This is a genomic window from Streptomyces nanhaiensis (assembly GCF_046614825.1).
Classification (GTDB): domain Bacteria; phylum Actinomycetota; class Actinomycetes; order Streptomycetales; family Streptomycetaceae; genus Streptomyces; species Streptomyces radiopugnans.
The window spans coordinates 35,084-56,956 of record NZ_JBKJFM010000014.1; the positions used below are offsets into that span (position 1 = coordinate 35,084).

Below are 21,873 nucleotides of genomic sequence, written 5' to 3' on the forward strand. Positions count from 1 at the left end.
CTTCCGCGCTCAGACCGCCCCGGCCCCGGCGGGCGAGCGGCGCAGCCACAGCAGGCCGACCACCGGCAGGACCAGCGGGAGCAGCAGATACCCCAGGCCGTAGTTCGACCAGACGGTCGCGTCGGGGAAGGCCGCCGGATCCAGCACCGTCCAGGTGCCGACCGTCAGCACCCCGGCCAGCTCGGCGGCGCAGCACACCAGCGCCACCCGGCGGGCGCCCGTGCCGCCGCGCACCAGGGCGACGGTGATCACCACGTACACCGCCGCGGCCACCGCCGAGAGGAGGTACGCCAGCGGCGCCTCGTGGAAGCGCGTGGAGAGCTGGTAGACGGAGCGCGAGGTCGCGCCGACCGCGAAGACCGCGTACAGCGTGACCAGCAGCCTGCCCGGACCGCGGTTCAGACCCGAGGCCGCCGGAGGGCCCGAGGGCTCAGCCATGCCCGCCTCCCCACACGTCGTACAGCCGCACCTGGAGCACGGCCATCACCACCGCGCCCGCGGCGACCGTCGCCGAACCCCAGCGGGTGCGTTCGGCCAGGGAGATGAAGCCGACGGCCGGCACGCAGGCCGCCACGCCCAGCAGGTAGGAGACGAAGACCACCGTGCCGCCGTCCGGCTTCGCGCCGCGCGCCAGCTGTACGACGCCGACGACCAGCTGCACCAGGGCGAGTGCGGTCACCACGGCCATGCCGGCGAAGTGCCAGTCCTTGGTCGGCTGGTCCCGGTAGGCCGCGAAGCCGCACCAGGCGGCCAGGGCGAGCGCGGCCACGGCGACCGCGACCGTCAGCGGGGTGAGCATGTCGGCACTGTATTCGAGCCCGTCATCGCGGACGAAACGACCCCTCCCGAAGTCCCTCCCGAAGTCCCTCCGGATCCTTCCCGGACTCCTGCCGGCCGTGGCCTTGACCACATGCCGGGCTGTCCACCGGGCGGCACGCGAACGGCTTCCGCGCAGGTGGCGGCGGATGGGCGGCTCCTTCCGCGGGTGGGCGCGACGGGTGCCCCACACCACCGACCGTCCACTATCCGGACAGGGGCGTCCGTTTTTTACGTGTAGAGGCCAGGGGTCTGCTTTACTCTTCCGCATGACCGCGACGAGCTGCCGCATCCGTGCGACCGAGGCGACGATGACGCCCGGTGCTCGCCGCATGTGTCGAATGTGTGACCGCTGAGGGCCCCCGCCTGAGCCGCCTCGCGCCCCGAAGCGAGACCTGAGCCTTCCGCCTCCCGGCAGTCCGCCCGGAGGGCCGCGGATGCGCTCGGCCCCGCGCTCGCCCGCCGTCCGCCCGCCCCGGGCGTGATTCCGGACAGCGGGTTCCACCCCTTTTCGTCAGGAACATCCGTGCCCGGCGCCGTACCCCCGCGCCGCGCACTCGACAGTGATGGACACCCAGTGATCACCACCACGGGACTCACCAAGGTCTACCGTTCCCGAGGCCGCGACGTGACCGCGCTCGACGGCGTCGACCTCCACGTCCGCGAGGGCGAGGTCTTCGGCGTCGTCGGCCGCAGCGGAGCGGGGAAGTCCTCCCTCATCCGCTGCGTCAACCTGCTGGAGCGCCCCACCTCCGGCACGGTCGTCGTCGACGGACGGGACCTCACCGCCCTGGCCGGGCGCGGACCGAGGGCCGGCGCCGAACTGCGCCGGGCCCGCAGCCGCATCAGCATGGTCTTCCAGCACTTCAACCTGCTGTCCTCCCGGACCGTCCAGGGCAACGTCGAACTGCCGCTGGAGATCCTCGGCGTCCCCGGCCGCGAGCGCGCCCGCAGGGCCCGGGAACTGCTGGGCCTGGTCGGCCTCGCCGACCACGCCCGCTCCTGGCCCGCACAGCTCTCCGGCGGCCAGAAGCAGCGCGTCGGCATCGCCCGGGCACTGGCGGGCGACCCCAAGGTGCTGCTGTCCGACGAGGCGACCTCCGCGCTCGACCCGGAGACCACCCGCTCCGTCCTGGCCCTGCTGCGCGACCTCAACCGGCAGCTCGGCCTGACCGTCCTGCTCATCACGCACGAGATGGACGTCGTCAAGACCGTCTGCGACTCGGCCGCGCTGATGCGGGACGGGAAGGTCGCGGAGTCCGGCACCGTATCGGGGCTGCTGGCCACCCCCGGCTCCGAGCTGGCCCGCGAGCTGTTCCCCCTCGGGGGGACGCCCCCGACCGGGGAGGCGGGGACCGGGGCGGGGCCGGCCCGGGAGCGCACCGTCGTGGACGTCACCTTCCACGGCGAGAGCACCGGGCGGCCGCTGATCTCCCAGCTCTCGCGCACCCACGGCATCGACGTGTCGATCCTCGGCGCCGCCATGGACACCATCGGCGGCCGCCAGGTGGGCCGGATGCGGATCGAACTGCCCGGCGCCCGCGGGGACAACGCCGTACCGATCGGCTTCCTGCGCGAGCGGGGGCTGACCGTCGAGTTCCCCGGAGCGGCCGGGGCCGCCCGGCCCTCCGGGAGCCCCGGAACCCCCCGGAGCACCAAGATCCCCGAGAGCACCAGGACCCCCGAGAGCACCGAGACCGTGGAGAAGACCCGATGACCTGGCCGGAGATGCAGCCCATCCTGCTCCAGGGCACCGTCGACACCCTCTACATGGTCGGCTGGTCCACCCTCGTCACCGTCCTGGGCGGCCTCCCGCTCGGCGTGCTGCTGGTGCTCACCGACCGCGGCGGGCTGCTGGCGAACAAGGCGGTCAACAAGGCCGTCGGCATCGTGGTCAACGTCGGGCGCTCCCTGCCCTTCATCATCCTCGTCGTCGCCCTGATCCCCTTCACCCGGCTGGTCGTCGGCACCTCCATCGGCCCGACGGCCGCCGTGGTGCCGCTGTCCATCGGCGCCATCCCCTTCTTCGCCCGCCTGGTGGAGACGGCCGTGCGCGAGGTGGACCACGGACTGGTCGAGGCCGTCCTGTCCATGGGCGGCGGTACCGGCACGGTCGTCTTCAAGGCGCTGCTGCCGCAGGCCCTGCCCTCCCTCGTGGCCGGTCTGACCACCACCGTCATCACCCTCGTCAGCTACTCCGCGATGGCCGGCGCGGTGGGCGCCGAAGGCCTGGGCAGCAAGGCCATCACCTACGGCTACCAGCGCTTCGAGACCGGCTTCATGCTGGCCACCGTCGTCGTGCTGCTCGCCCTCGTCACCGCCGTGCAGCTCCTGGGCGACGGCGCGGTGCGCCTGCTCTCCCGCCGCGAGCGCACCACCTGAACCACCCCCCGACCACCACCCCCCGCATGGAAGCCGGACCCCTTGTCCGGCACCGACCGGAGCCCCCGCATCCCCCGGAGCCCCGGAGAACGCAGAACGGAAAGAGGCACTCTTCGTGCGCACCATCACCAAGTCCGCCATCACCAGGTCCGCCATCACCAGGTCCGCCATCACCAGGTCCGCCCGCACCAGGGCCACCGCCGCCGCGGCCACCGCCGCGCTGGCCCTCTCGCTGGCCGCCTGCGGCACCGACTCCGACCCCGCCGCATCCGGCGGCTCGGGGGACGCCGACGCGCCGCTGACCGTCGCGGCCTCGCCGACCCCGCACGCCGACATCCTCGGCTTCGTCAAGGAGAACCTGGCCGAGAAGGCCGGACTGAAGCTGGAGATCAGGGAGTTCACCGACTACGTGCTCCCCAACACCGCCACCGAGAACGGCGAGGTCGACGCCAACTACTTCCAGCACAAGCCCTACCTGGACGACGTCAACGCCAAGCAGGGCACCCACCTGGTGCCGGTGACGGGCGTCCACCTGGAACCGCTGGGCCTGTACTCCTCCACGCTGAAGAAGGCCTCCGAGCTCGGCGCCGGCGACACCGTCGCGGTGCCCAACGACACCACCAACGAGGGCCGCGCCCTCAAGCTCCTGGACGACCACGGCCTGATCGAGCTCAAGGACGGCGCCGGGCAGGACGCCACCCTCTCCGACATCGCCGACGCCAAGGGCCTGGAGTTCAAGGAGCTGGAGGCCGCCGCGCTGCCCCGCTCCCTCGACGACGTGGACGCCGCCGTCGTCAACGGCAACTACGCCATCGAGGCCGGTCTGGAGCCCGCCGAGGACGCCCTGGCCCTGGAGGAGGCCGAGGGCAACCCCTACGTCAACCTCCTGGTCGTCAAGGAGGGCGGCGAGGACGACCCGCGGGTGAGGAAGCTGGCCGACCTGCTGGCCTCCGAGGAGGTCGCCGACTTCATCGAGCGGGAGTACCGGGGCTCGGTGGTGGCCGCGGCCGACGCCTCCTGACACCGGTACGGCGGTGAGCCGGGCCCCGGCGGGGGGCCGGGGCCCGCGCTGCACGCCGCCGGGACGATGCTGCATGCTGTGCACTCGACCCCGTCAGGCTGGAGCGGCGCATGACATCCATCTTCCCGGAGATCTCGATCAGCACGGAACGACTCGTGCTGCGTCCCCTCGAGACCGAGGACGCCCCCGCGTTCACCGAGATGATGAACGACGAACTGGTCACCGCCTGGACCTCCGCGCCCGTCCCCTACACCGAGGACCACGCCCGGGAGTGGATCGCCCGGGGGGCGCCCGCGGAGCGGGCCGAGGGACGCGGCGTCGTCTTCGCCGTCGTCGAGTTCCTCACCCAGCGCCTGGTCGGCACCGTCCATCTGCGCAAGGCCGACTGGCGGGTGCTGTCCGTCGAGGCCGCGTACGTGATCGCCCCCTGGGCACGCGGCGAGGGGTACGCCGCCGAGTCGCTGCTCGCCGCCGTCCAGTGGCTGTTCCAGGACCGGAAGTTCGAGCGGCTGGAGATACGCACCCCGGCAGACAACACCGCCTCGCAGCAGGTCGCCCAGAAGGTCGGCTGCGTCAGCGAGGGAGTGCTGCGCAACGCCTGGATAGCCCGGACCCGAACCGAGGACGGGAGCTGGACCGACATCCGCACCGACCTGATCGTGTGGAGCCTGCTGCCGGAGGACCTGGAGGACGGACCGGGCGAGGCGGCCGGCACCGGCGGATACTCCGCCTACCCCGAGGCCGGGAGCTACTCCGCCTACCCCGACTGGCGCTGACGGCCCGCAAGCCCGAGGCGTACGGCCCGAGGCGTACGGCCCGAGGCGTACGGCCCGAGCCGCGAAGCCCCGGCCGGGCTCCCCGCGCCGGGCGCGGTAACCTCGCTGCGTCGATCCCACCGCCCCAGCGACCCACCGCCCCGTCGACACAGCAACACCGCGACACCCGCGCACGTTCCCGCACGTTCCCGCACCGCCTTCCGCCCCCGCCCCGCGACGCGCCAGGAGAGAGCCGACGATGGCCGACCGTGTCACCGTGATCGGGTGGGACGGCTCGCCGCTGACAGAGACCGCCCGCGCCGCCCTCGGAGCCGCCACCCTCGTCGCCGGCGCCGCCCACCACCTGGCCCTCCCGGAGGTCCCCTCCGGTGCCGAGCGCATCCGGCTGGGCAGCGTGGCGCCGGCCGCCCGCCGCATCGCCGGGCACCGCGGCACCGCGGTGGTGCTCGCCGACGGCGACCCCGGCTTCTTCGGCGTCGTCCGCGCCCTGCGCGCACCCGAGTACGGCCTGGAGGTCGAGGTCGTACCGGCCGTCTCCTCCGTCGCCGCGGCCTTCGCCCGCGCGGGGATGCCCTGGGACGACGCGCAGATCGTCGTCGCCCACGGCCGCACCCTGCGCCGCGCCGTCAACGTCTGCCGCGCCCACACCAAGGTCGCCGTCCTCACCTCGCCCGGCGCCGGGCCCGCCGAACTGGCCCTGCTGCTGGAGGGGGTGCACCGCACCTTCTTCATCTGCGAGGCCCTGGGCACCGACCGCGAGCGGGTCACCGTACTGACCTCCGACAAGGCCGCCGACCACGTCTGGCGCGACCCCAACGTCGTGATCGTGGTGGGCGGTTCGGCCGCCGCGGCCGGACCCGGCGCGGCGGACCGGGGCGGATGGCTGGCCGGACGTGATCCGAACTACCCGCCCGCCGTGCGGGGTTGGGCCCTGCCGGCCGCCGAGTACACCGGGCAGGACGCCCAGGCGCCCCCCGCCGGGACCGCGGACTCCGCGCAGTTGCGCGCCGCCCAGCTCGCCCGGCTCGGCCCCAGACCCGGTGACCTGCTGTGGGACATCGGCGCGGGCAGCGGAGCCGTCGCAGTGGAGGCCGCCCGCTTCGGCGCCGCGGTCCTCGCGGTCGAGCGCGACGCGGCGGCCTGCGCACGGATGTCCGCCGCCGCACGGCGCTTCGGCGTCCAGCTCCAGGCCGTGCACGGCATCGCGCCCCTGGCGCTGGAGGCGCTGCCCGAACCCGACGTGGTGCGCGTCGGCGGGGGAGGGGTGCGTACGGTCGCCGCCTGCGCCGACCGCAGGCCCGAGAGGATCGTCACACACGCCTCCACCCGCGACGAGGCCGAGGCCGTCGGGCGGGTGCTCGCGGACGGCGGATACGCCGTGGAGTGCGCCCTGATCCAGTCCCTCGAACTGGACACCAGGGAGTGGACGGAACGCGAACGCGCGGTCGTCTTCCTGCTGTCCGGCAGCCGGATGTGATCTCGCCCGAGACGAACCGGACCAACCGGGGCCAGTCGTCCACCCCCGCCTCCCGCGGGGTGCGGCGGCGGGTAGGCTGATGGACCGTTGTGCCGCCAGCCGGGGTTGACGCTTTGTCTGTCGATGTCCGGATGGTTCAGGCGGGGGCACGGCGGGCGCCCGCTGGGGCTGGAAGGAGCACTACCGATGGGCGAGGGGTACGCATGACTGACACCGGCCGGGTCCCGGGCGAGGGGCAGCCGGAGAACGCAGGCGGACAGCCGGAGCAGCCGGGCACACCGGCACCCGGCACGTACACCTTCGCGGGCCCGGTCGAAGGTGTGGGATCGGGCTACGAGGACGATCTGCTGCTGCCCGGTTCCCAGGGATGGGGCGAGGCGGCGGCGTCCGCGCAGCCCCAGGCGCCCGCGTCCGCCCCCGTGCCCGGCCCGCGCGGGTCGGACGGATACGGGCAGTACCCGGCGCCGCCCCCGCAGCCGGCCCACGGGCAGGCGCCCCACGGGCAGGCGCCCCACGGGCAGGAGCCCCACACCGCCACGACGCCTCCCCGGCCGCTGCACCTGGGGCCGCCCGTGCCCGAGCAGTCCGGTGTGGTGCGCACGCTCGCCGACCGCAGCAGCGCCCCGGCGGCTCCGGCGCCCACGCCCCCGCAGGGCATGCCCGTGAGGCAGCCGGGACCGCCGACCACGGGGCCCGAGTACTTCGACGTCGCCCATGAGGAGCCCGCGGCGCAGCCCGCACCGTCCCCGGAGGGGTTCTCCCCGCAGGTGCCCGGGGCGACCGCGCCCGCCCCTGCCGCGCAGCCCGAACCGCAGCAGCCCGGCACGCTTCCGTCGGACCCGGTGCAGCCGGGCGCCTGGGCGCCGCAGCCCCCGGCGCCGGAACAGGTGGCGGAACAGGTGTCCGCTCCCGTGCAGCCGACGGCCGGATGGCCGACCGAGCCGCTGCCCGGCCCGGACCTGGCCGCGATGCCCCCCCTCCCGGACGCCGGTGAGGCGCCCGACGCGGAGGCACGGACACCCGCTCCGGAGTTCGCGCCCGAGGCGGGGGCGGTGGAGCCGTACCCTCAGGAGCCCGTGCCGGCACCGGCGCAGGAGGCTCCCGCGCCCGCTCCGGAGCCAGAGCCGGAGCCGGAGCCCGCGGCCGAGTCGGCGGCGGAGGCGGTCGAGGCCGCTGCCGTCGAGCAGCCTGCCGTCGAGCCCTCTGTCACCGAGGCCGCCGCACCCGGGCCCACCGCGGCCGACCCCGGACCGCGGACCGCCGACGAGCCGCAGGCCGTGGAAGCGGAGCAGCCCCGGTCCGCCGCCGAGCAGGTGCCCGGCCCCGAAGCGCCGGAGTTCCCGGAGAGCCCGGAAGGCACCGGGGAGCCCGTCGCGGCGGAGGTCCCGGCGGATGCTTCTGCCGAGCCCGAGCCCGAGCCCGAGCCCGAGCCCGAGCCCGAGCCCGAGCCCGAGCCCGAGCCCGAGCCCGAAGCCGAGGCGGCCCCTGCGGAACCCGGTTCCGAGGCGGTGGCCGAGACTCCCGCCCCCGAACCCACCGCACCCACCTCGGCCGAACCCGCGCCGGTCCAGGCGCCGTCCGAGCCCGTACCCGCCGAGCCCGTCCCCGCCGAGTCCGAGGCCGCCGAGCCGGAGCCCGAGGCCGGGGCCCCCGCTCCGGAGCAGGCCGGGACCGGCGACGAACAGGCCCCCGCCCCCGCCCCCGAGCAGCAGCTCGCCGTGGCGGCGGTGCCCGGCGCCGGACCGCAGGTGATGGAGGCCGTGGCGGTAACCGCCGAGGCCCCCCGCCAGGACGACGGGCAGCCGCCGGCCGACGGCGTGCCCGTCGTACCCGCCGCCGGGCAGGCGCCCGAGCCCGGGACGCCGGAGGCGGCCGGTACCGCGGAGGCCGAGGATGCCGCGGAGGACACCGGTGCCGACGCCGGCGCTGATGCGGCTCCCGCTCCCGCCCCCGCCGCCCCGGGGTACGACGAGGCCGAACGCGAGACGCTGCACCGCCTCATGCGCGAGCGGCGGGACATCCGCAACGGCTTCCGCTCCGACCCGATCCCCGACGACGTGCTGCTGCGCGTTCTGGAGGCGGCCCACACCGCCCCCAGCGTCGGCCACTCCCAGCCGTGGGACTTCGTCCTCATCCGCTCCGAGGAGACCCGCAGGACGATGCACGAGCTGGCCATGCGCCAGCGCGACGCGTACGCCCGGTCGCTGCCCCGGGCCCGCGCCAAGCAGTTCAGGGAGCTGAAGGTCGAGGCGATCCTCGACACCCCGGTCAACATCGTCGTCACCGCCGACCCCACCCGCGGCGGCCGCCACACCCTCGGCCGCCACACCCAGCCGAAGATGGCGCCCTACTCCTCGGCCCTGGCGGTGGAGAACCTCTGGCTCGCGGCCCGCGCCGAGGGCCTGGGCGTGGGCTGGGTCAGCTTCTTCGACGAGCGCGAGATGGTCCGGGTCCTCGGCCTGCCCGAGCACCTGGAGGTCGTCGCCTACCTGTGCATCGGGTACGTGGACGCCTTCCCGGACGAGCCCGAGCTGGTGCAGGCGGGCTGGTCCAAGCGCCGCCCGCTGTCCTGGGTCGTCCACGAGGAGTCCTACGGCCGCCGGGTCCTGCCCGGCGCGGAGGAGCCGCACGACCTGCTCACCGAGACCCTGGCGGGCATCCGCCCGCTGGACGCCAAGGCGCTCGGCGAGGCGTGGGAGCGCCAGAAGCGGATGACCAAGCCGTCCGGCGCGCTCGGCATGCTGGAGATCATCTCCGCGCAGCTCAGCGGTCTGGCCCGGCAGTGCCCCCCGCCGATCCCCGAGCCCGCGGCCGTCGCCGTCTTCGCAGGGGACCACGGGGTGCACGCCCAGGGCGTCACCGCCTGGCCGCAGGAGGTCACGGCGCAGATGGTGGCCAACTTCCTGGCCGGCGGCGCGGTCTGCAACGCCTTCGCCGGCCAGGTCGGCGCCGAGGTGTGCGTGGTGGACGTGGGCGTGGCGGCGGACCTGCCGCCCGCGCCCGGTCTGCTGCCGCGCAAGGTGCGGCCCGGCACGGCGGACTTCACCACCGGGCCCGCGCTCACCCGCGAGGAGGTGCTGCGCGCGGTCGAGGTGGGCATCGAGACCGCCCGCGACCTGGTGGCGGCGGGCAACAAGGCGCTGCTGACCGGTGAGATGGGCATCGCCAACACCACCGTCTCCGCCGCGCTGATCTCCGTCTTCACCGGCGCCGACCCGGCCGAGGTCACCGGCCGCGGCACCGGTGTCAGCGACGAGATGCACGCCCACAAGGTGGAGGTGGTGCGCCGTGCCCTGGAGCTGCACCGGCCCGACGCCTCCGACCCCCTCGGCGTCCTGGCGGCGGTCGGCGGGCTGGAGCACGCCGCGCTGACCGGGCTGATCCTCGGTGGCGCCTCGCTGCGCACCCCCGTCGTCCTCGACGGGGTGAGCGCGGGGGCGGCGGCCCTGGTGGCGCGGGCCATCGCGCCCGAGTCGCTGGCGGCCTGCATCGCCGGTCACCGCAGCGCGGAGCCCGGCCATGTGGCGGCACTGACCAAGCTGGGCCTGCGCCCCCTGATCGACCTCGATCTGAGGCTCGGCGAGGGGACGGGCGCCCTGCTGGCCCTGCCCGTGGTGCAGAGCGCGGCCCGGGCCATGCACGAGGTCGCCACCTTCGACTCGGCGGGCGTCACCGAGAAGAACTGACGCGCCCCGCCGCCGTACCGCCCGCAGGCCGCCGGGAGGGCCCGAGCCCTTCCGGTGACCTGCGGCACAGCGGGCGCGGGCCGCCGCGTCGTACGCTGCCCGCACCCGCTGCCCTCCGCAGCCAGTCCCGTTTCCGCCGCTCCAGCGCCGCAGCGGCCCGCGATCCTCCAAGGAGCCGCACCGCCATGTCCGAGCACTCCGCGCACCCCGCCTACCCCGTGGGCCTGCGCCTGACCGGGCGCCGTGTGGTCGTCCTCGGCGGCGGGACCGTCGCCCAGCGGCGGCTGCCCGCGCTGCTGGCCGCGGGCGCCGACGTCCTGCTGATCGCGCCCTCGGCCACCCCCTCGGTGGAGGCCATGGCCGAGGCGGGCGAACTGAGCTGGGAGCGCCGCGCCTACCGGCCGGGCGATCTGGACGGCGCCTGGTACGCGGTCGTCGCCACCGACGACGCCGAGGCCAACGCGGCCGCCTCCGCCGAGGCCGAGGAGCGCCGGGTGTGGTGCGTCCGCAGCGACGACGCCGACGCCGCCACCGCCTGGACCCCGGCCACCGGACGCAGCGAGGGCGTCACCGTCGCCGTCCTCACCGGACGCGATCCGCGCCGCTCGGCAGCCGTACGCGACGCCGTGGTCGAGGGCCTGCGCGACGGCACCCTGACCGCCCCCCGGCACCGCGCCCGCAGGACCGGCGTCGCCCTGGTCGGCGGGGGCCCGGGCGACCCGGACCTGATCACCGTGCGCGGCCGCCGGCTGCTGGCCGAGGCGGACGTGGTGATCGCCGACCGGCTCGGCCCGCGCGACCTGCTGGACGAACTGCCGCCGCACGTCGAGGTGATCGACGCGGCCAAGATCCCCTACGGCCGGGCGATGGCCCAGGAGGCCATCAACGCCGCACTCGTGGAGCACGCGAAGGCCGGGAGGTTCGTCGTGCGCCTCAAGGGCGGCGACCCCTACGTCTTCGGCCGCGGCATGGAGGAGGCGCAGGCGCTCGCCGAGGCCGGGATCCCGGTCACCGTGGTGCCCGGCATCTCCAGCTCCGTCAGTGTGCCCGGCGCCGCGGGCATCCCGGTCACGCACCGCGGGGTGGCCCACGAGTTCACCGTGGTCAGCGGTCACGTCGCCCCCGGCGATCCGCGTTCGCTGGTGGACTGGGCGGCCCTGGCGAAGCTGCGCGGCACCCTGGTGATGCTGATGGCGGTGGAGCGCGTCGGCGCCATCGCCGAGGCCCTCATCGAGCACGGGCGGTCCCCGGACACGCCCGTCGCCCTGGTCCAGGAGGGCACCATGGCCGGGCAGCGCCGGGTGGACGCCACGCTGGCGACCGCGGCGCGCACGGTCGAGGAGGAGGGCGTGCGCCCGCCCGCGGTGATCGTCGTCGGCGAGGTGGTCGGGGTTAACCGGGCCGAGACCGGCCGGTGACGGCGCCGGAGACCGGCAGGGCCGGGACAGGGGGAGAGGACGAGGGCACCGCCGCGGCGGAAGGCGCGACCGGGGCGGCCCGGGGCCCGGTCACCGTCGAGGACCCCGGGGATCCGCGCCTGGGCGACTACACCGGCCTGACCGACGTCCGGCTGCGGCGTGTGCGCGAACCGGCGGAGGGACTGTTCATCGCCGAGGGCGAGAAGGTCATCCGGCGCGCCCTCGCGGCCGGCTACGAGATGCGGTCGATGCTGCTGACGCCCAAGTGGGCCGAGGCGATGCGCGACGTGATCGCCTCGGCCCGGGTGCCCGTCTACAGCGTCGGCCCGGAGGTGGCCGAGAGGGTGACGGGCTATCACGTGCACCGCGGGGCCCTGGCCTCGATGCGCCGCAAGCCCCTCCCGAGCCCGGCGGAGCTGCTGGCGCACGCGCGCCGGGTGGCGGTGCTGGAGGCCGTGAACGACCACACCAACGTCGGAGCCCTGTTCCGCAGTGCCGCGGCGCTGGGCATGGACGCGGTGCTGCTCTCCCCGGACTGCGCCGACCCCCTCTACCGGCGTTCGGTCAAGGTCTCCATGGGTGCGGTCCTCCAGGTGCCGTGGACCAGGCTGGAGTCCTGGCCGGGGGACGTCGGGGTGCTGCGGGAGGCGGGATACGTCACGGCGGCGCTCGCCCTGGACGAGAACGCCGTCGGCCTCGGCGAGTTCGCGGCCCGCCGGCCCTCCAGGCTCGCCCTGATCCTCGGCTCCGAGGGCGACGGCCTGCGCCCGTCCACGGTCGCGGCCGCCGACGTGACCGTGCGGATCCCCATGAGCGCGGGCGTCGACTCCCTCAACGTCGCCGCGGCCGCGGCCGTGGCCTTCTACGCGACCGGTCCCGCCGCGGGGTGAATCCGTCCGGGCGCATCTGTCCGCCAAAGCGGGCATCTCGTGACACTGCGTGATAAAGTGAGCGCGCCAGTACTCGGTCGGCGCGGCCGACGGCGGGCCGACCGCCGCCCCGGCCCGCTCACGTCGATGAAACGCAGGTCTGTACTGGGGGTGCAGACCTCGACTTTGCCCCATCCAGAGGATGGTCGGGTTGAGGCCGTTCGAACTCGGTCCGGCCGTCCTTCCGAAGGGAAGGAAGACGACCGATGAGCACCCAGCCCGTCTCACACCCCCCGGTGGTCAGAGCCCTGTGGGTTCTGGTCGCCGTGCTGTTCTCCGCCCTGGTCGCCCTGGTCGCGGGCATCCTCTCCGGTGCCGCGGGCAGCCCCTTCCCCGAGGCCGTGCTGCACGCCGGCGGCGCCTTCGCCGCGGCCCTCCCGCTGTGCCTGACCGTCCTGTCCGCGCTCGGCGCGCTGTAGGCGCAGGGGTGAGGGAGCGTCAACGGGCGGGACGCTCGGCGGAGTCGGCGGCGTCCGGCCGCCCGGCCCCGATCCCGGCCGCAGTCCCGGCCCCGGTCCCTGCCGCGCCCGAGTCCGCGGCGCCGACGGCCGGATCCGCGGAACGCCCCAGCCCCCGCGCCGGCCCCTGACAGCCCTGCGCCGTCGCGATCCCGAGTGCGACCAGCAGCGTCACCGTCACGAACACCACCAGGCGCTGACGCAGCAGACGAGGGTTCGCCGGCCGCCGCGCACCCGGCCGGGTGCCGCCCGCGGTGCGCACCGGACGCCGGGCCGAGGACCCTCCCGAAGTGCCGCCCGCCCGTCCTCCGGCCGACGGCCGGGCGCTGTTGCGGGGCGGTGTGCGCGGTACCGGGCCCCGGGACGTGCCCGTCCCGTCCCGTCCGGCGAGGCCCGCGCGGCCGGGAGCCCTCTGGGAGCCGCGGCCGCCCGAGGGGCGGTTGCCGTCGCGCGAGGTGCGCTGCCGCAGGTACTGCTCGGCCCGCCTCCCGGCCGGCCGAGCCGGACGCACGGCCGCCCCCGTGGCGGCGCCCTCCGGCAGCCCGCGCGCCTCCCGGGCGGCGATCTCCCGCAGCCGCAGCGACAGTTGCAGTGTGCTCGGCCGGTCCTCCGGGTCCTTGGCCAGACACGCCCTCACCAGTGGCGCCAACGCCGCGTGCACACCGTGCAGCTGGGGCTCCTCGTGCACCACCCGGTACAGCATCACCTCCGAACTGCCCTGCCCGAAGGGCGAGTCCGCGGTCGCCGTGTACGCCAGCGTCGCGCCCAGCGAGAACACGTCCGTCGCCGGGGTCACCGCCGCACCCCGTACCTGCTCGGGCGCCAGGAAGCCCGGGGAGCCCACCGCCGTGCCGACGTGCGTGAGGGTGCTGGCGCCGGTCGCCCAGGCGATGCCGAAGTCGATGATGCGCGGGCCCTTGGGCGACAGCAGGATGTTCGACGGCTTCAGGTCCCGGTGCACCACACCGGCCTCGTGCACCGCCACCAGCCCCTCGGCCAGTGCCGCACCGATCGAGGCGACCTGCGCGGCGGGCAGCGGGCCCTCCTCGTTCACCTTGTCGTGCAGCGACGGACCCGGGACGTACTGCGTGGCGAACCACGGGCGGTCCGCCTCCAGATCCGCCGCCACCAGCCGGGCCGTGCACCCGCCGCGGATCCGGCGGGCGGCCGACACCTCGCGTGCGAAGCGCGAGCGGAACTCGGGGTCCTCCGCGAGATCCGGCCGGATCACCTTCAGCGCCACCCGCTGCCCGCGCCGGTCGGAGCCGAGGTACACCACGCCCATGCCGCCCGCGCCCAGCCGCCGGTGGAGCCTGAACGAGCCGACGACTCGCGGGTCCTCGCGCCGGAGCCGCATCATCGCCATGTCCTTCCCCATACCTCCGGCCGGGAGGCCCGTCCCGCCCCGGTGGGGCGGCCCTGCACTGCCCGGTCCCTCTGACGTGCCACAGCTTACGGACTGCGGCCCCTTCGCGCCGACAGGCCGCGCATGCGGACCATGCCTGTTGTCAGTGCCCGGTGGGAGACTGAAGTGGTGGGCGCGCGGCAGTCAGGGGTGGGGAAAGCCCTGCTCAGGGGGCGTCCGACAGGCATTCCCGGAAGGGGGATCGCACGATGAAGGGCGACTGGGTGGAGATCGTGGTGGACGCCGGAGACACCACCCGTACCTATGAGATGGCGGCCACGCGTGCGGGTCGGCGCGTGGAGACGCAGGTGCGCAGGGGAGTGGTGGAGGTGAGCGAGGTCACCCGCAGCGGCACGGTGGTGCGCACCGCGCGCTTCATGGCCAACCGGGTGCTGGCCCTGGTCGAGCACCCGGTGCCGCGGGAGGACGCCGCGCAGGAGCCGGGGCGCTGACCGGCGGCGCGGCCCGTCCGCCCGGGGTTTCCCCTCGGGGAAGTCCCGGGCCCGGAAGGGCGGTTCTCCACCCTGGGGAGTACCCGGGGCGCGCCGGAGTCATCCTGCGGGAGGCCCCCGTTCGGTACGCGGGCATGACGCCCGGAGGCGCCCCTCGCTCCTAGTGTTGTCCTCAAGCGGCGGGTGCAGCACTCGTCCCCCGAGGCCAGACGCCCGCCGCCCCGGATCACGACAGGAGCGGAACCATGGCGCACACAGCAGAGCGCCCGGCGGCACGGACACGTGGGCGCCTGGCGGATCTCGCCGCCCTCGGCACCCGGCCGGGCGGCCGCCGCCACCCGCTGGTGGCCGCCGTCATGGTCCTTCCGCTTGCCGTGCTGCTGGCCGTCGTCTTCGGCGGCGCGGAAGCGGTGATCACACAGGCGTCGTCCGTGGCCGGACTGCTGGGGCTCTGACACAGGGCCCCGGGCTCGGGAGAGCGGCCCGAGCCCGGAACATCCGGGCACACAACCCCGTGGGGACGGGGGTACGGCGGACGGCGCGGGGCCCGGGCAGTCGGGGAACTGCCCGGGCATCGCGCCGTCACGGGCCGTACGATCCGCCGCACGGCCCGCGCCCGCGGGCCCGCAACGGACGGGGACACCGTGGCGCACACACCGCTCACCGCACATCTCGCGGCGCACCTCGCGCACCGGGCCGCCTCCGCCCGCGCCGCGGCCCCCGACGGCACCGCCCGCCCCGTGGTACTGGCCGAGCGGGCCGACGCCACCGTCGTACGCAGCGGAAGCGTCGTGGCCAAGGCGCACGACCCCGGCGGCGACTCCGGCCGGCTCGCGCTCCGGCTGGGCGTGGCCGCCCACCCGCTGCTGAGCCGCGTCCTGCTCGCACCGCTGCCCGTAGCCGGAGGTCCGCGCAGCGGGGCCCCGGAAGCAGGGAGGTGGCCGCAGGGGCGGCTTCTGGACACCCTGCCCGACGGCCGTCCGGTGAGCCTGTGGCCCTACGGCACCCCCGTGGACCCCGGTGCACCCGAGGCCGCCCCCTGGGAGGCGGTCGGCACGCTGCTCGCCCGCCTGCACGCCGTACCGCCCGCCGCGCTGCCCGGCCCGCTCCCGCCGATGCGCGGCCCGGCCAAGGCGGCCCGAGCCCTGGAAGCACTGCGCCGCACCGTCCGCCGCACCGCCGCGGTACGGACCGTCGAGGCGGCCTGGGCCCGCCTGCCCGCGTGGACGCGCGACGAGGCCCCGCCACCGCGCGCGGACGCCCTCTGCCACGGCGACCTCCACCTGGGGCAACTCGTGCGGCACCCGGCGCCCGACGGCCCCTGGCGCCTCATCGACGTGGACGATCTGGGCCTGGGCGACCCGGCCTGGGACCTGGCCCGCCCCGCGGCCTGGTTCGCCACTTGGCTGCTAGCACCCGCGGACTTCGGCCGCCTCCTCGACGCCTACCGTGCCGCGGGCGGCACCGCGCTCCCCGGCGGCGCGGGCGGCCCTCCCCCCGACCCCTGGCCGCGGCTGGACGCGCCCGCGCGGGCGCTGACCGCCCAGCTGGCGGCCCGTGCCCTGGTCAGGGCCGAGGCCGAAGGGCGGGCGCCGGACGAGACCGACCGGGCCCTGGTCGACGCCTGTTCCCGCATCGCGGGGTCCTGAGGAGCCCGCGGGCCCTACGCTGGTGCGCCCGGACGGCCCGCCCCACCGGTCCGGCCGGTGCGCGGACGCATCCAATCCGCCCCCGCGGCGCGTCTGCACAGTCACACGGTCCCTACCGCCACGGAGGCGAGACGCGATGCAGTGCCCCAAGTGCCGAGCGCACATGCAGACTTACAACCGCAGCGGAGTCCAGATCGAGCAGTGCAGCGGCTGCCGGGGGGTCTTCCTCGACTACGGGGAGCTGGAGGCGCTCACCCGCCTCGAGTCGCAGTGGTCGCAGCCCGCCCCGCCCCCGCCGGGACCCGCCGCCCAGCCCTACCCGGCCCCTCCCGCCTGGGGAGCCCCGCACCACGGCCACCACGGCCATCACGGTCACCACGGCCGCCACAAGAGCTTCAGCCGGATGCTGTTCTCCTCCTGACCGGCAGGCCCTCCTCCCGGCCGCAGGACGGCGCGGGGCACGGCGAAGGGCCGGAGCATCAGGCTCCGGCCCTTCGGGGTGTGGACGATACTGGGATTGAACCAGTGACCTCTTCCGTGTCAGGGAAGCGCTCTCCCGCTGAGCTAATCGTCCGCAGTGCGGTGTGCCGCGTGCGCGATACTGGGATTGAACCAGTGACCTCTTCCGTGTCAGGGAAGCGCTCTCCCGCTGAGCTAATCGCGCGGAACAAGGACCCCGGAGGGCCCTCAGTGGACGATACTGGGATTGAACCAGTGACCTCTTCCGTGTCAGGGAAGCGCTCTCCCGCTGAGCTAATCGTCCGAGGTGGAGACGGGATTTGAACCCGTGTAGACGGCTTTGCAGGCCGTTGCCTCGCCTCTCGGCCACTCCACCAGTGCGGGGGCCGCGGGGCCCCCATCGAGCGGACGACGAGACTCGAACTCGCGACATCCACCTTGGCAAGGTGGTGCTCTACCAACTGAGCTACGTCCGCAGTGCCTCTCCCGGGGCGGTGCTCGGGAGCTGCCGCCACCGCCCGCTGCCGCGCTCGGTGACGACATGAACTCTAGCGGATTCCCGGGCCAGCTCAAATTCCGTTTCCCCAGCGTGCCCGCCGTAGACTCGCCGAGTGCACGATCCGGCCCCTCTCGCCCGCTTCGGCGGTCTTGTCGCCACCGACCTGCGGGACGTCACCGGCGATCCCGCCGCCCTGGACTCCACCGGCTGGTGGGCGGTGGTCGCCGACTTCGAAGGCCGCCTGGTCTGCGCCCGCTTCGGCGATGTGCGGCCCGCCCCCGTACCCCGCCCCCGGCCGGGGCGCTGGCGCGGACCGGACGCCGGCGCCTGGACGTCGTCCCTGGACCGCGCCGCCTACACCGCGGGCGTGCGGCGCATACGCGAGCACATAGCGGCGGGCGAGGTCTACCAGGCCAACCTCTGCCGCGTGCTCACCGCGCCGCTGCCCGACCCGGCCGCCGCCGACCCCGACGAACTGACCGCGCTCCTGGCGCGCGGCAACCCCGCCCCCCACGCCGGCACCGTCCGCCTCCCCGCCCACGGGGTCGAGGTCGCCACGGCCTCGCCCGAGCTGTACCTCGCCCGCCGCGGACGCACCGTGGAGTCCCGCCCCATCAAGGGCACCGGGCGTACGGCCGCCGACCTGCTGGAAAAGGACCGCGCGGAGAACGTGATGATCGTGGACCTGGTCCGCAACGACCTCGGCCGCGTCAGCGCCACCGGTTCGGTCACCGTCCCCGCCCTGTGCGCCGTGGAGCCGCACCCCGGACTCGTCCACCTCGTCTCCACCGTCCGCGGCGAACTGGCCCCCGGGGCCGGCTGGGCCGAGCTGCTGGAGCACACCTTCCCGCCCGGCTCGGTCACCGGCGCCCCCAAGTCCAGCGCCCTGCGCGTCATCCGCTCCCTGGAGACCGCCCCGCGCGGCCCGTACTGCGGCGGCATCGGCTGGGTGGACGCCGACCGCCGCACCGGCGAGCTGGCCGTGGGCATCCGCACCTTCTGGATCGACCGCACCGCGCCCGGCGGGCCGGCGCTGCGCTTCGGCACCGGCGCCGGGATCACCTGGGGCTCGGATCCGGAGCGGGAGTGGGAGGAGACCGAGCTCAAGGCGGAGCGGCTGCTCGCGGTAGCGTCGGGGGAGTACGCGAAGACGCCTTCCGTGAGCGGCGCGATCCGGGCCACCGGCGCGGCGGGCACGACGGGCGGGACCGGAGGAGCTGGGGCATGACGCTGATCTGGGTGGACGGAGAACTGCGGGACGCCGACGCCGCGCGGGTGTCCGTGCTCGACCACGGACTGACCGTCGGCGACGGGGTCTTCGAGACGGTCAAGGCCGTCGACGGGCGCACCTTCGCCCTCACCCGCCACCTGGAGCGCCTGGCCGTCTCCGCCCGCGGCCTGGGCCTGCCCGAGCCGGACCGGGACGAGGTGCGCCGCGCCTGCGCCGCCGTGGTGGAGGCCAATCCCGTGCCGCTGGGCCGGCTGCGGATCACCTACACCGGCGGGCTCTCCCCCCTCGGCTCCGACCGGGGCGACGCCGGGCCCACCCTGGTCGTCGCCGTCGGCGAGGCGAAGCCCCGCCCCGACACCACCGCCGTCGTCACCGTCCCCTGGGTCCGCAACGAGCGCGGCGCGCTGACCGGCCTGAAGACCACCTCCTACGCCGAGAACGTCGTCGCGCTGGCCCACGCCCACCGGCAGGGCGCCTCCGAGGCCCTGTTCGGCAACACCGTCGGGCGGCTGTGCGAGGGCACCGGCTCCAACGTCTTCGTCGTCCTCGACGGCGAGGTGCACACCCCGCCGCTCGCCTCCGGCTGCCTGGCCGGGATCACCCGCGCACTGGTGGCCGAGTGGACCGGCGCGCAGGAGACCGATCTGCCGATGGACGTCCTGGAGCGTGCCGAGGAGGTCTTCCTCACCTCCACCCTGCGCGACGTCCAGGCCGTCCACCGGATCGACGGACGCGAACTGCCCTCCGCGCCGGGACCGGTCACGGCCAAGGCGATGCGGATCTTCGCCGAGCGCTCGGCGGCCGACGTCGACCCGTGAGGCGGCGGCCGCGCCCCCGGCGCCTCCGGTCCTCCCGCACCCCGGTGACGGGTGGGGCGCCGAGGTGGGTAGAACCCAGGCGATGACCACCACTCTGCGCCCCACCGGACCCGAGCGGCACGCCGCGGACGGCGCCCGCTCCCGCTCGTACGACATCTGCGTCAACGGCCGCCCCGTCGGCCGTGTGCGGCTGGCCACGGACGGACGCTTCGGCCCGTCGGCCGGCCGTGTCGAGGAACTCGCCGTCCACGGGCCCGACCGCCGCAGGGGCCGGGCCACCGTCGCCGCGCTCGCGGCCGAGGAGGTGCTGCGCGGCTGGGGCTGCCGCCGTATCGAGGCGAGTGTCCCGGCGGAGGCCGGCCCCGCCCTGCGGCTGGCCGCGGCCCTGGGGTACGCCGAGTGCAGCCGGAGCATGGCCAAGGAGCTGTCCGAGCCGCCCGTACTGCCCGGCGGCAGCGCGGTGCGGCCCCTGGAGGCGGACGAGTACCCCGCGTGGCTGGAGAGCCGCCGGGAGGCCTACGCCCGCGTCTGGGCCGGGTGGGGCATGGACCCGGAGCGGGCCCGCCTCGGGTCCGAGGCCGACCACGCCGCGCTGCTGCCCGACGGGCCGGACACCGCGGGCACCGCCCTGCGCGTCCTCGTCCACGAGGGAGCGGACGTCGGCACGCTCTGGCTGGCGACGGCCCGTGCGCGCGGATCCGGCGCCTGGGTCTTCGACGTCGAGGTGGCCCCGCCGCACCGCGGCCGGGGCCACGGCCGGACGCTGATGCTCGCCGCCGAGCGCGAGTGCCTGGCGGCGGGGGTGCGCACGCTCGGGCTCAACGTCTTCACGGACAACGCCGCGGCCCTGCGGCTGTACGAGTCGCTCGGCCACCGGCCGACCGCCCACCACCTGTACAAGCCGCTGCTCTAGCCCTCTACCGGCCGGTCCCCTCCCCGGCCCCGGCCCCGGTCAGCAGCCGGTCGGCGATCTCCTCGATCCGCTCGCGCAGGCCCTCCTGGCTCTTCCCGCCGTCCAGCCGCTCGCCGCCGATCACATAGGTCGGGGTGCCGGTGACCCCGATCGCCCGGCCCTCGGCCTGGTCGGCGTCGACGACCAGCAGATGCCGCCCGTCGATCAGGGCGGTGTCCATCTCCTCGGCGTCCAGACCCGTCTCCCGGGCCACCTCCAGCAGCAGTTCCTCGCCGCGCTCGCCCAGCTCCCCGGCGCGGGCCAGGACCGCCTCGGCGTACTCGTCGCCGCGGCCCTGCGCGTACGCCTCCTCGGCGGCCTGGGCGGCCGCGTAGGAGTGGCGGTGCTTGTCCAGGGGGAAGTGGCGCAGCCGGATCTCCAGGGCGTCGCCGTAACGCTCGCGCAGCACGCGCAGGTCGGCCATGGCCCGGTCGCAGTCCGGGCACTGCAGCTCGCACCAGACGTCCAGGACGGGGCGGGCGGGGCGGGTGTCGTTCATGGGGACAGTCTCCCAGCCCGGCCCGGGGAGGAGACCGTGAGGCCCGGGAAGGGGGCCGGGGCCGGAAGATCCCGGAAATCCCCCCGGGCCGCGGGGCCGGGCATGGCACATACGGGGCGGGAAGCGGCACGATGGATACATGCTGACCACGACCGTCTGCGCGGCGCTCTCCGCGGCGGGACTGGCCGTCGCCTTCCTGACGGCCTACCGCCGCCGCTTCGCCGCGGCCACCCGTATAGCGGCCCTCTCCCTGGTGCCCGTCGGACTGGCGATGTCCGGCCTGCTGGGAATGTTCGGCGAGATCGGAGGGGCGGTGGCGTCCTGGGCCTCGGGCCTGGTGCTCGAACCCACGGTCTGGGCCGGCTTCGCGGTGCTCGCCGTGGCCCTCGTCCTCTATGTGGTGGGCCGCGCCGCCGGGAGGCGTACGCGTTCCCGCGAGGGCGGGACCGGATCCGGGCGCGGCGGGCGCCGCGCGGCGGAGTCCGGCGCCTCCCGGTCGGCCCTCGGAGGCGAGGGCGCCGGGGGCCGTGAGAAGCGGCCGGCCGGGGCGACCGACGCGGACGACTTCTCGGACATCGAAGCGATTCTGAAGAAACACGGCATCTGAATCCGGTGAACCGGACCCGTGCGGTGGTGTGTTGAACCGCACGGCACCCCGGCCCGCGCCATCATCGCGGCGAGATGCGCGACACCACCGGCACCACCAGGACCACCGCGGACACCACCGCCGGCACGGCCGAGGACCGTGCTTCCGGCCCACCGCACGAGGCGGGCCCCGGCGGACCGCCCACCGGGCTTCCCGAGCCCCGCGGCTGTCTGTTCGCCCTCTCCCAGCCGCCGCTGATGCTCTTCCTGGCCGTCGTCGGCGCACTGGTCTTCCTGGCGGCGGCGCACGACCTGTTCCTGCTCTGACCGCCGGCTGCTCCGCTCCCCGGCCCCCGGCCCC

At 75.5% G+C, this 21,873-nt stretch carries 22 protein-coding genes and 5 tRNA genes; 18 read left to right on the forward strand and 9 right to left on the reverse strand.

The genetic code is table 11. The annotated features are described in order from the left end of the window. Positions 1–9 precede the first annotated feature (9 nt). Together ACLIYP_RS06535 and ACLIYP_RS06540 are read right to left on the reverse strand one after the other, a co-directional pair. Positions 10–438, reverse strand: coding sequence for a hypothetical protein (locus ACLIYP_RS06535; RefSeq protein WP_412712191.1), 429 nt, complete (start codon positions 436–438; stop codon positions 10–12). Beyond that, positions 431–799 (reverse strand): hypothetical protein, encoded by a 369-nt coding sequence (locus ACLIYP_RS06540; protein ID WP_412712192.1) that lies wholly within the window; start codon positions 797–799, stop codon positions 431–433. The genes ACLIYP_RS06535 and ACLIYP_RS06540 overlap by 8 nt, the downstream gene beginning before the upstream one ends. 594 nt (positions 800–1,393) lie before the next feature. Between ACLIYP_RS06540 and ACLIYP_RS06545 the strand changes: the two genes are divergently transcribed. The 9 genes from ACLIYP_RS06545 to ACLIYP_RS06585 all read left to right on the forward strand — a co-directional run bounded on the left by ACLIYP_RS06545 (position 1,394) and on the right by ACLIYP_RS06585 (position 12,924). Then, complete coding sequence (locus tag ACLIYP_RS06545; RefSeq protein WP_412712193.1) at positions 1,394–2,533, forward strand: methionine ABC transporter ATP-binding protein; 1,140 nt, start codon at positions 1,394–1,396, stop codon at positions 2,531–2,533. After that, entirely contained in the window at positions 2,530–3,198 is a 669-nt protein-coding gene (locus tag ACLIYP_RS06550) for a methionine ABC transporter permease (protein ID WP_412712194.1), read from the forward strand. Before ACLIYP_RS06545 ends, ACLIYP_RS06550 begins: the two co-directional genes overlap by 4 nt. 169 nt (positions 3,199–3,367) lie before the next feature. Further along, a complete protein-coding gene (locus tag ACLIYP_RS06555; protein WP_412712212.1) occupies positions 3,368–4,219 on the forward strand; it encodes a MetQ/NlpA family ABC transporter substrate-binding protein in 852 nt (283 codons plus the stop codon). 110 nt (positions 4,220–4,329) lie between these two features. Next, a complete protein-coding gene (locus tag ACLIYP_RS06560; RefSeq protein ID WP_412712195.1) occupies positions 4,330–4,995 on the forward strand; it encodes a GNAT family N-acetyltransferase in 666 nt (221 codons plus the stop codon). Positions 4,996–5,233: 238 nt separating this feature from the next. Then, entirely contained in the window at positions 5,234–6,472 is a 1,239-nt protein-coding gene (gene cbiE, locus ACLIYP_RS06565) for a precorrin-6y C5,15-methyltransferase (decarboxylating) subunit CbiE (protein ID WP_412712196.1), read from the forward strand. Between the two features lie 203 nt (positions 6,473–6,675). Then, on the forward strand, positions 6,676–10,158 hold the full coding sequence (cobT, locus tag ACLIYP_RS06570) for a nicotinate-nucleotide--dimethylbenzimidazole phosphoribosyltransferase (RefSeq protein WP_412712197.1): 3,483 nt from the start codon (positions 6,676–6,678) through the stop codon (positions 10,156–10,158). 185 nt (positions 10,159–10,343) lie between these two features. Beyond that, positions 10,344–11,576 (forward strand): uroporphyrinogen-III C-methyltransferase, encoded by a 1,233-nt coding sequence (gene cobA, locus ACLIYP_RS06575; RefSeq protein ID WP_412712198.1) that lies wholly within the window; start codon positions 10,344–10,346, stop codon positions 11,574–11,576. A 119-nt stretch (positions 11,577–11,695) separates the two neighbouring features. Further along, complete coding sequence (locus tag ACLIYP_RS06580) at positions 11,696–12,466, forward strand: TrmH family RNA methyltransferase (protein ID WP_412712213.1); 771 nt, start codon at positions 11,696–11,698, stop codon at positions 12,464–12,466. A gap of 245 nt (positions 12,467–12,711) precedes the next feature. Continuing rightward, entirely contained in the window at positions 12,712–12,924 is a 213-nt protein-coding gene (locus tag ACLIYP_RS06585) for a hypothetical protein (protein ID WP_412696678.1), read from the forward strand. A gap of 19 nt (positions 12,925–12,943) precedes the next feature. Here the strand turns inward: ACLIYP_RS06585 and ACLIYP_RS06590 are convergent, their stop codons facing one another. Continuing rightward, positions 12,944–14,329, reverse strand: a complete 1,386-nt coding sequence (locus ACLIYP_RS06590; protein WP_412712214.1) for a serine/threonine-protein kinase — start codon at positions 14,327–14,329, stop codon at positions 12,944–12,946. 248 nt (positions 14,330–14,577) lie between these two features. On the opposite strand from ACLIYP_RS06590, the gene ACLIYP_RS06595 reads away from it, so the two are divergent. The 4 genes from ACLIYP_RS06595 to ACLIYP_RS06610 all read left to right on the forward strand — a co-directional run bounded on the left by ACLIYP_RS06595 (position 14,578) and on the right by ACLIYP_RS06610 (position 16,890). Then, positions 14,578–14,820 (forward strand): hypothetical protein, encoded by a 243-nt coding sequence (locus ACLIYP_RS06595; RefSeq protein ID WP_093662468.1) that lies wholly within the window; start codon positions 14,578–14,580, stop codon positions 14,818–14,820. A gap of 245 nt (positions 14,821–15,065) precedes the next feature. Then, positions 15,066–15,275 (forward strand): hypothetical protein, encoded by a 210-nt coding sequence (locus ACLIYP_RS06600; RefSeq protein ID WP_412712199.1) that lies wholly within the window; start codon positions 15,066–15,068, stop codon positions 15,273–15,275. 189 nt (positions 15,276–15,464) lie between these two features. Next, on the forward strand, positions 15,465–16,469 hold the full coding sequence (locus ACLIYP_RS06605) for a phosphotransferase family protein (RefSeq protein ID WP_412712200.1): 1,005 nt from the start codon (positions 15,465–15,467) through the stop codon (positions 16,467–16,469). A gap of 136 nt (positions 16,470–16,605) precedes the next feature. Then, positions 16,606–16,890, forward strand: a complete 285-nt coding sequence (locus ACLIYP_RS06610; RefSeq protein WP_093662472.1) for a TFIIB-type zinc ribbon-containing protein — start codon at positions 16,606–16,608, stop codon at positions 16,888–16,890. An 81-nt stretch (positions 16,891–16,971) separates the two neighbouring features. On the opposite strand, the gene ACLIYP_RS06615 is transcribed toward ACLIYP_RS06610, so the two are convergent. The 5 genes from ACLIYP_RS06615 to ACLIYP_RS06635 all read right to left on the reverse strand — a co-directional run bounded on the left by ACLIYP_RS06615 (position 16,972) and on the right by ACLIYP_RS06635 (position 17,404). Beyond that, positions 16,972–17,043, reverse strand: a tRNA-Val gene (locus tag ACLIYP_RS06615). Between the two features lie 18 nt (positions 17,044–17,061). Beyond that, a tRNA-Val gene (locus ACLIYP_RS06620) sits at positions 17,062–17,133 on the reverse strand. A 27-nt stretch (positions 17,134–17,160) separates the two neighbouring features. Further along, positions 17,161–17,232, reverse strand: a tRNA-Val gene (locus ACLIYP_RS06625). Between the two features lies 1 nt (position 17,233). Further along, a tRNA-Cys gene (locus tag ACLIYP_RS06630) sits at positions 17,234–17,304 on the reverse strand. Between the two features lie 27 nt (positions 17,305–17,331). Further along, a tRNA-Gly gene (locus ACLIYP_RS06635) sits at positions 17,332–17,404 on the reverse strand. Between the two features lie 135 nt (positions 17,405–17,539). On the opposite strand from ACLIYP_RS06635, the gene ACLIYP_RS06640 reads away from it, so the two are divergent. From ACLIYP_RS06640 to ACLIYP_RS06650, 3 genes are all read left to right on the forward strand, one after another. Beyond that, the gene (locus tag ACLIYP_RS06640; protein WP_412712201.1) at positions 17,540–18,655 is read left to right on the forward strand and encodes a chorismate-binding protein; all 1,116 of its coding nucleotides are present in this window, start codon (positions 17,540–17,542) and stop codon (positions 18,653–18,655) included. Then, the gene (locus ACLIYP_RS06645; protein WP_412712202.1) at positions 18,652–19,476 is read left to right on the forward strand and encodes an aminotransferase class IV; all 825 of its coding nucleotides are present in this window, start codon (positions 18,652–18,654) and stop codon (positions 19,474–19,476) included. The genes ACLIYP_RS06640 and ACLIYP_RS06645 overlap by 4 nt, the downstream gene beginning before the upstream one ends. Positions 19,477–19,558: 82 nt before the next feature. Continuing rightward, complete coding sequence (locus ACLIYP_RS06650; RefSeq protein WP_412712203.1) at positions 19,559–20,389, forward strand: GNAT family N-acetyltransferase; 831 nt, start codon at positions 19,559–19,561, stop codon at positions 20,387–20,389. 4 nt (positions 20,390–20,393) lie between these two features. Here the strand turns inward: ACLIYP_RS06650 and ACLIYP_RS06655 are convergent, their stop codons facing one another. Then, positions 20,394–20,927: a DsbA family protein gene (locus tag ACLIYP_RS06655; RefSeq protein ID WP_412712204.1), complete on the reverse strand. Its 534-nt coding sequence runs from the start codon at positions 20,925–20,927 to the stop codon at positions 20,394–20,396. A 139-nt stretch (positions 20,928–21,066) separates the two neighbouring features. Here ACLIYP_RS06655 and ACLIYP_RS06660 point away from each other — a divergent pair, with 139 nt between their 5' ends. Both ACLIYP_RS06660 and ACLIYP_RS06665 read left to right on the forward strand, forming a co-directional pair. Continuing rightward, entirely contained in the window at positions 21,067–21,534 is a 468-nt protein-coding gene (locus ACLIYP_RS06660) for a hypothetical protein (RefSeq protein ID WP_412712205.1), read from the forward strand. 74 nt (positions 21,535–21,608) lie between these two features. Beyond that, positions 21,609–21,839 (forward strand): hypothetical protein, encoded by a 231-nt coding sequence (locus ACLIYP_RS06665; RefSeq protein ID WP_412712206.1) that lies wholly within the window; start codon positions 21,609–21,611, stop codon positions 21,837–21,839. Positions 21,840–21,873 lie beyond the last annotated feature (34 nt).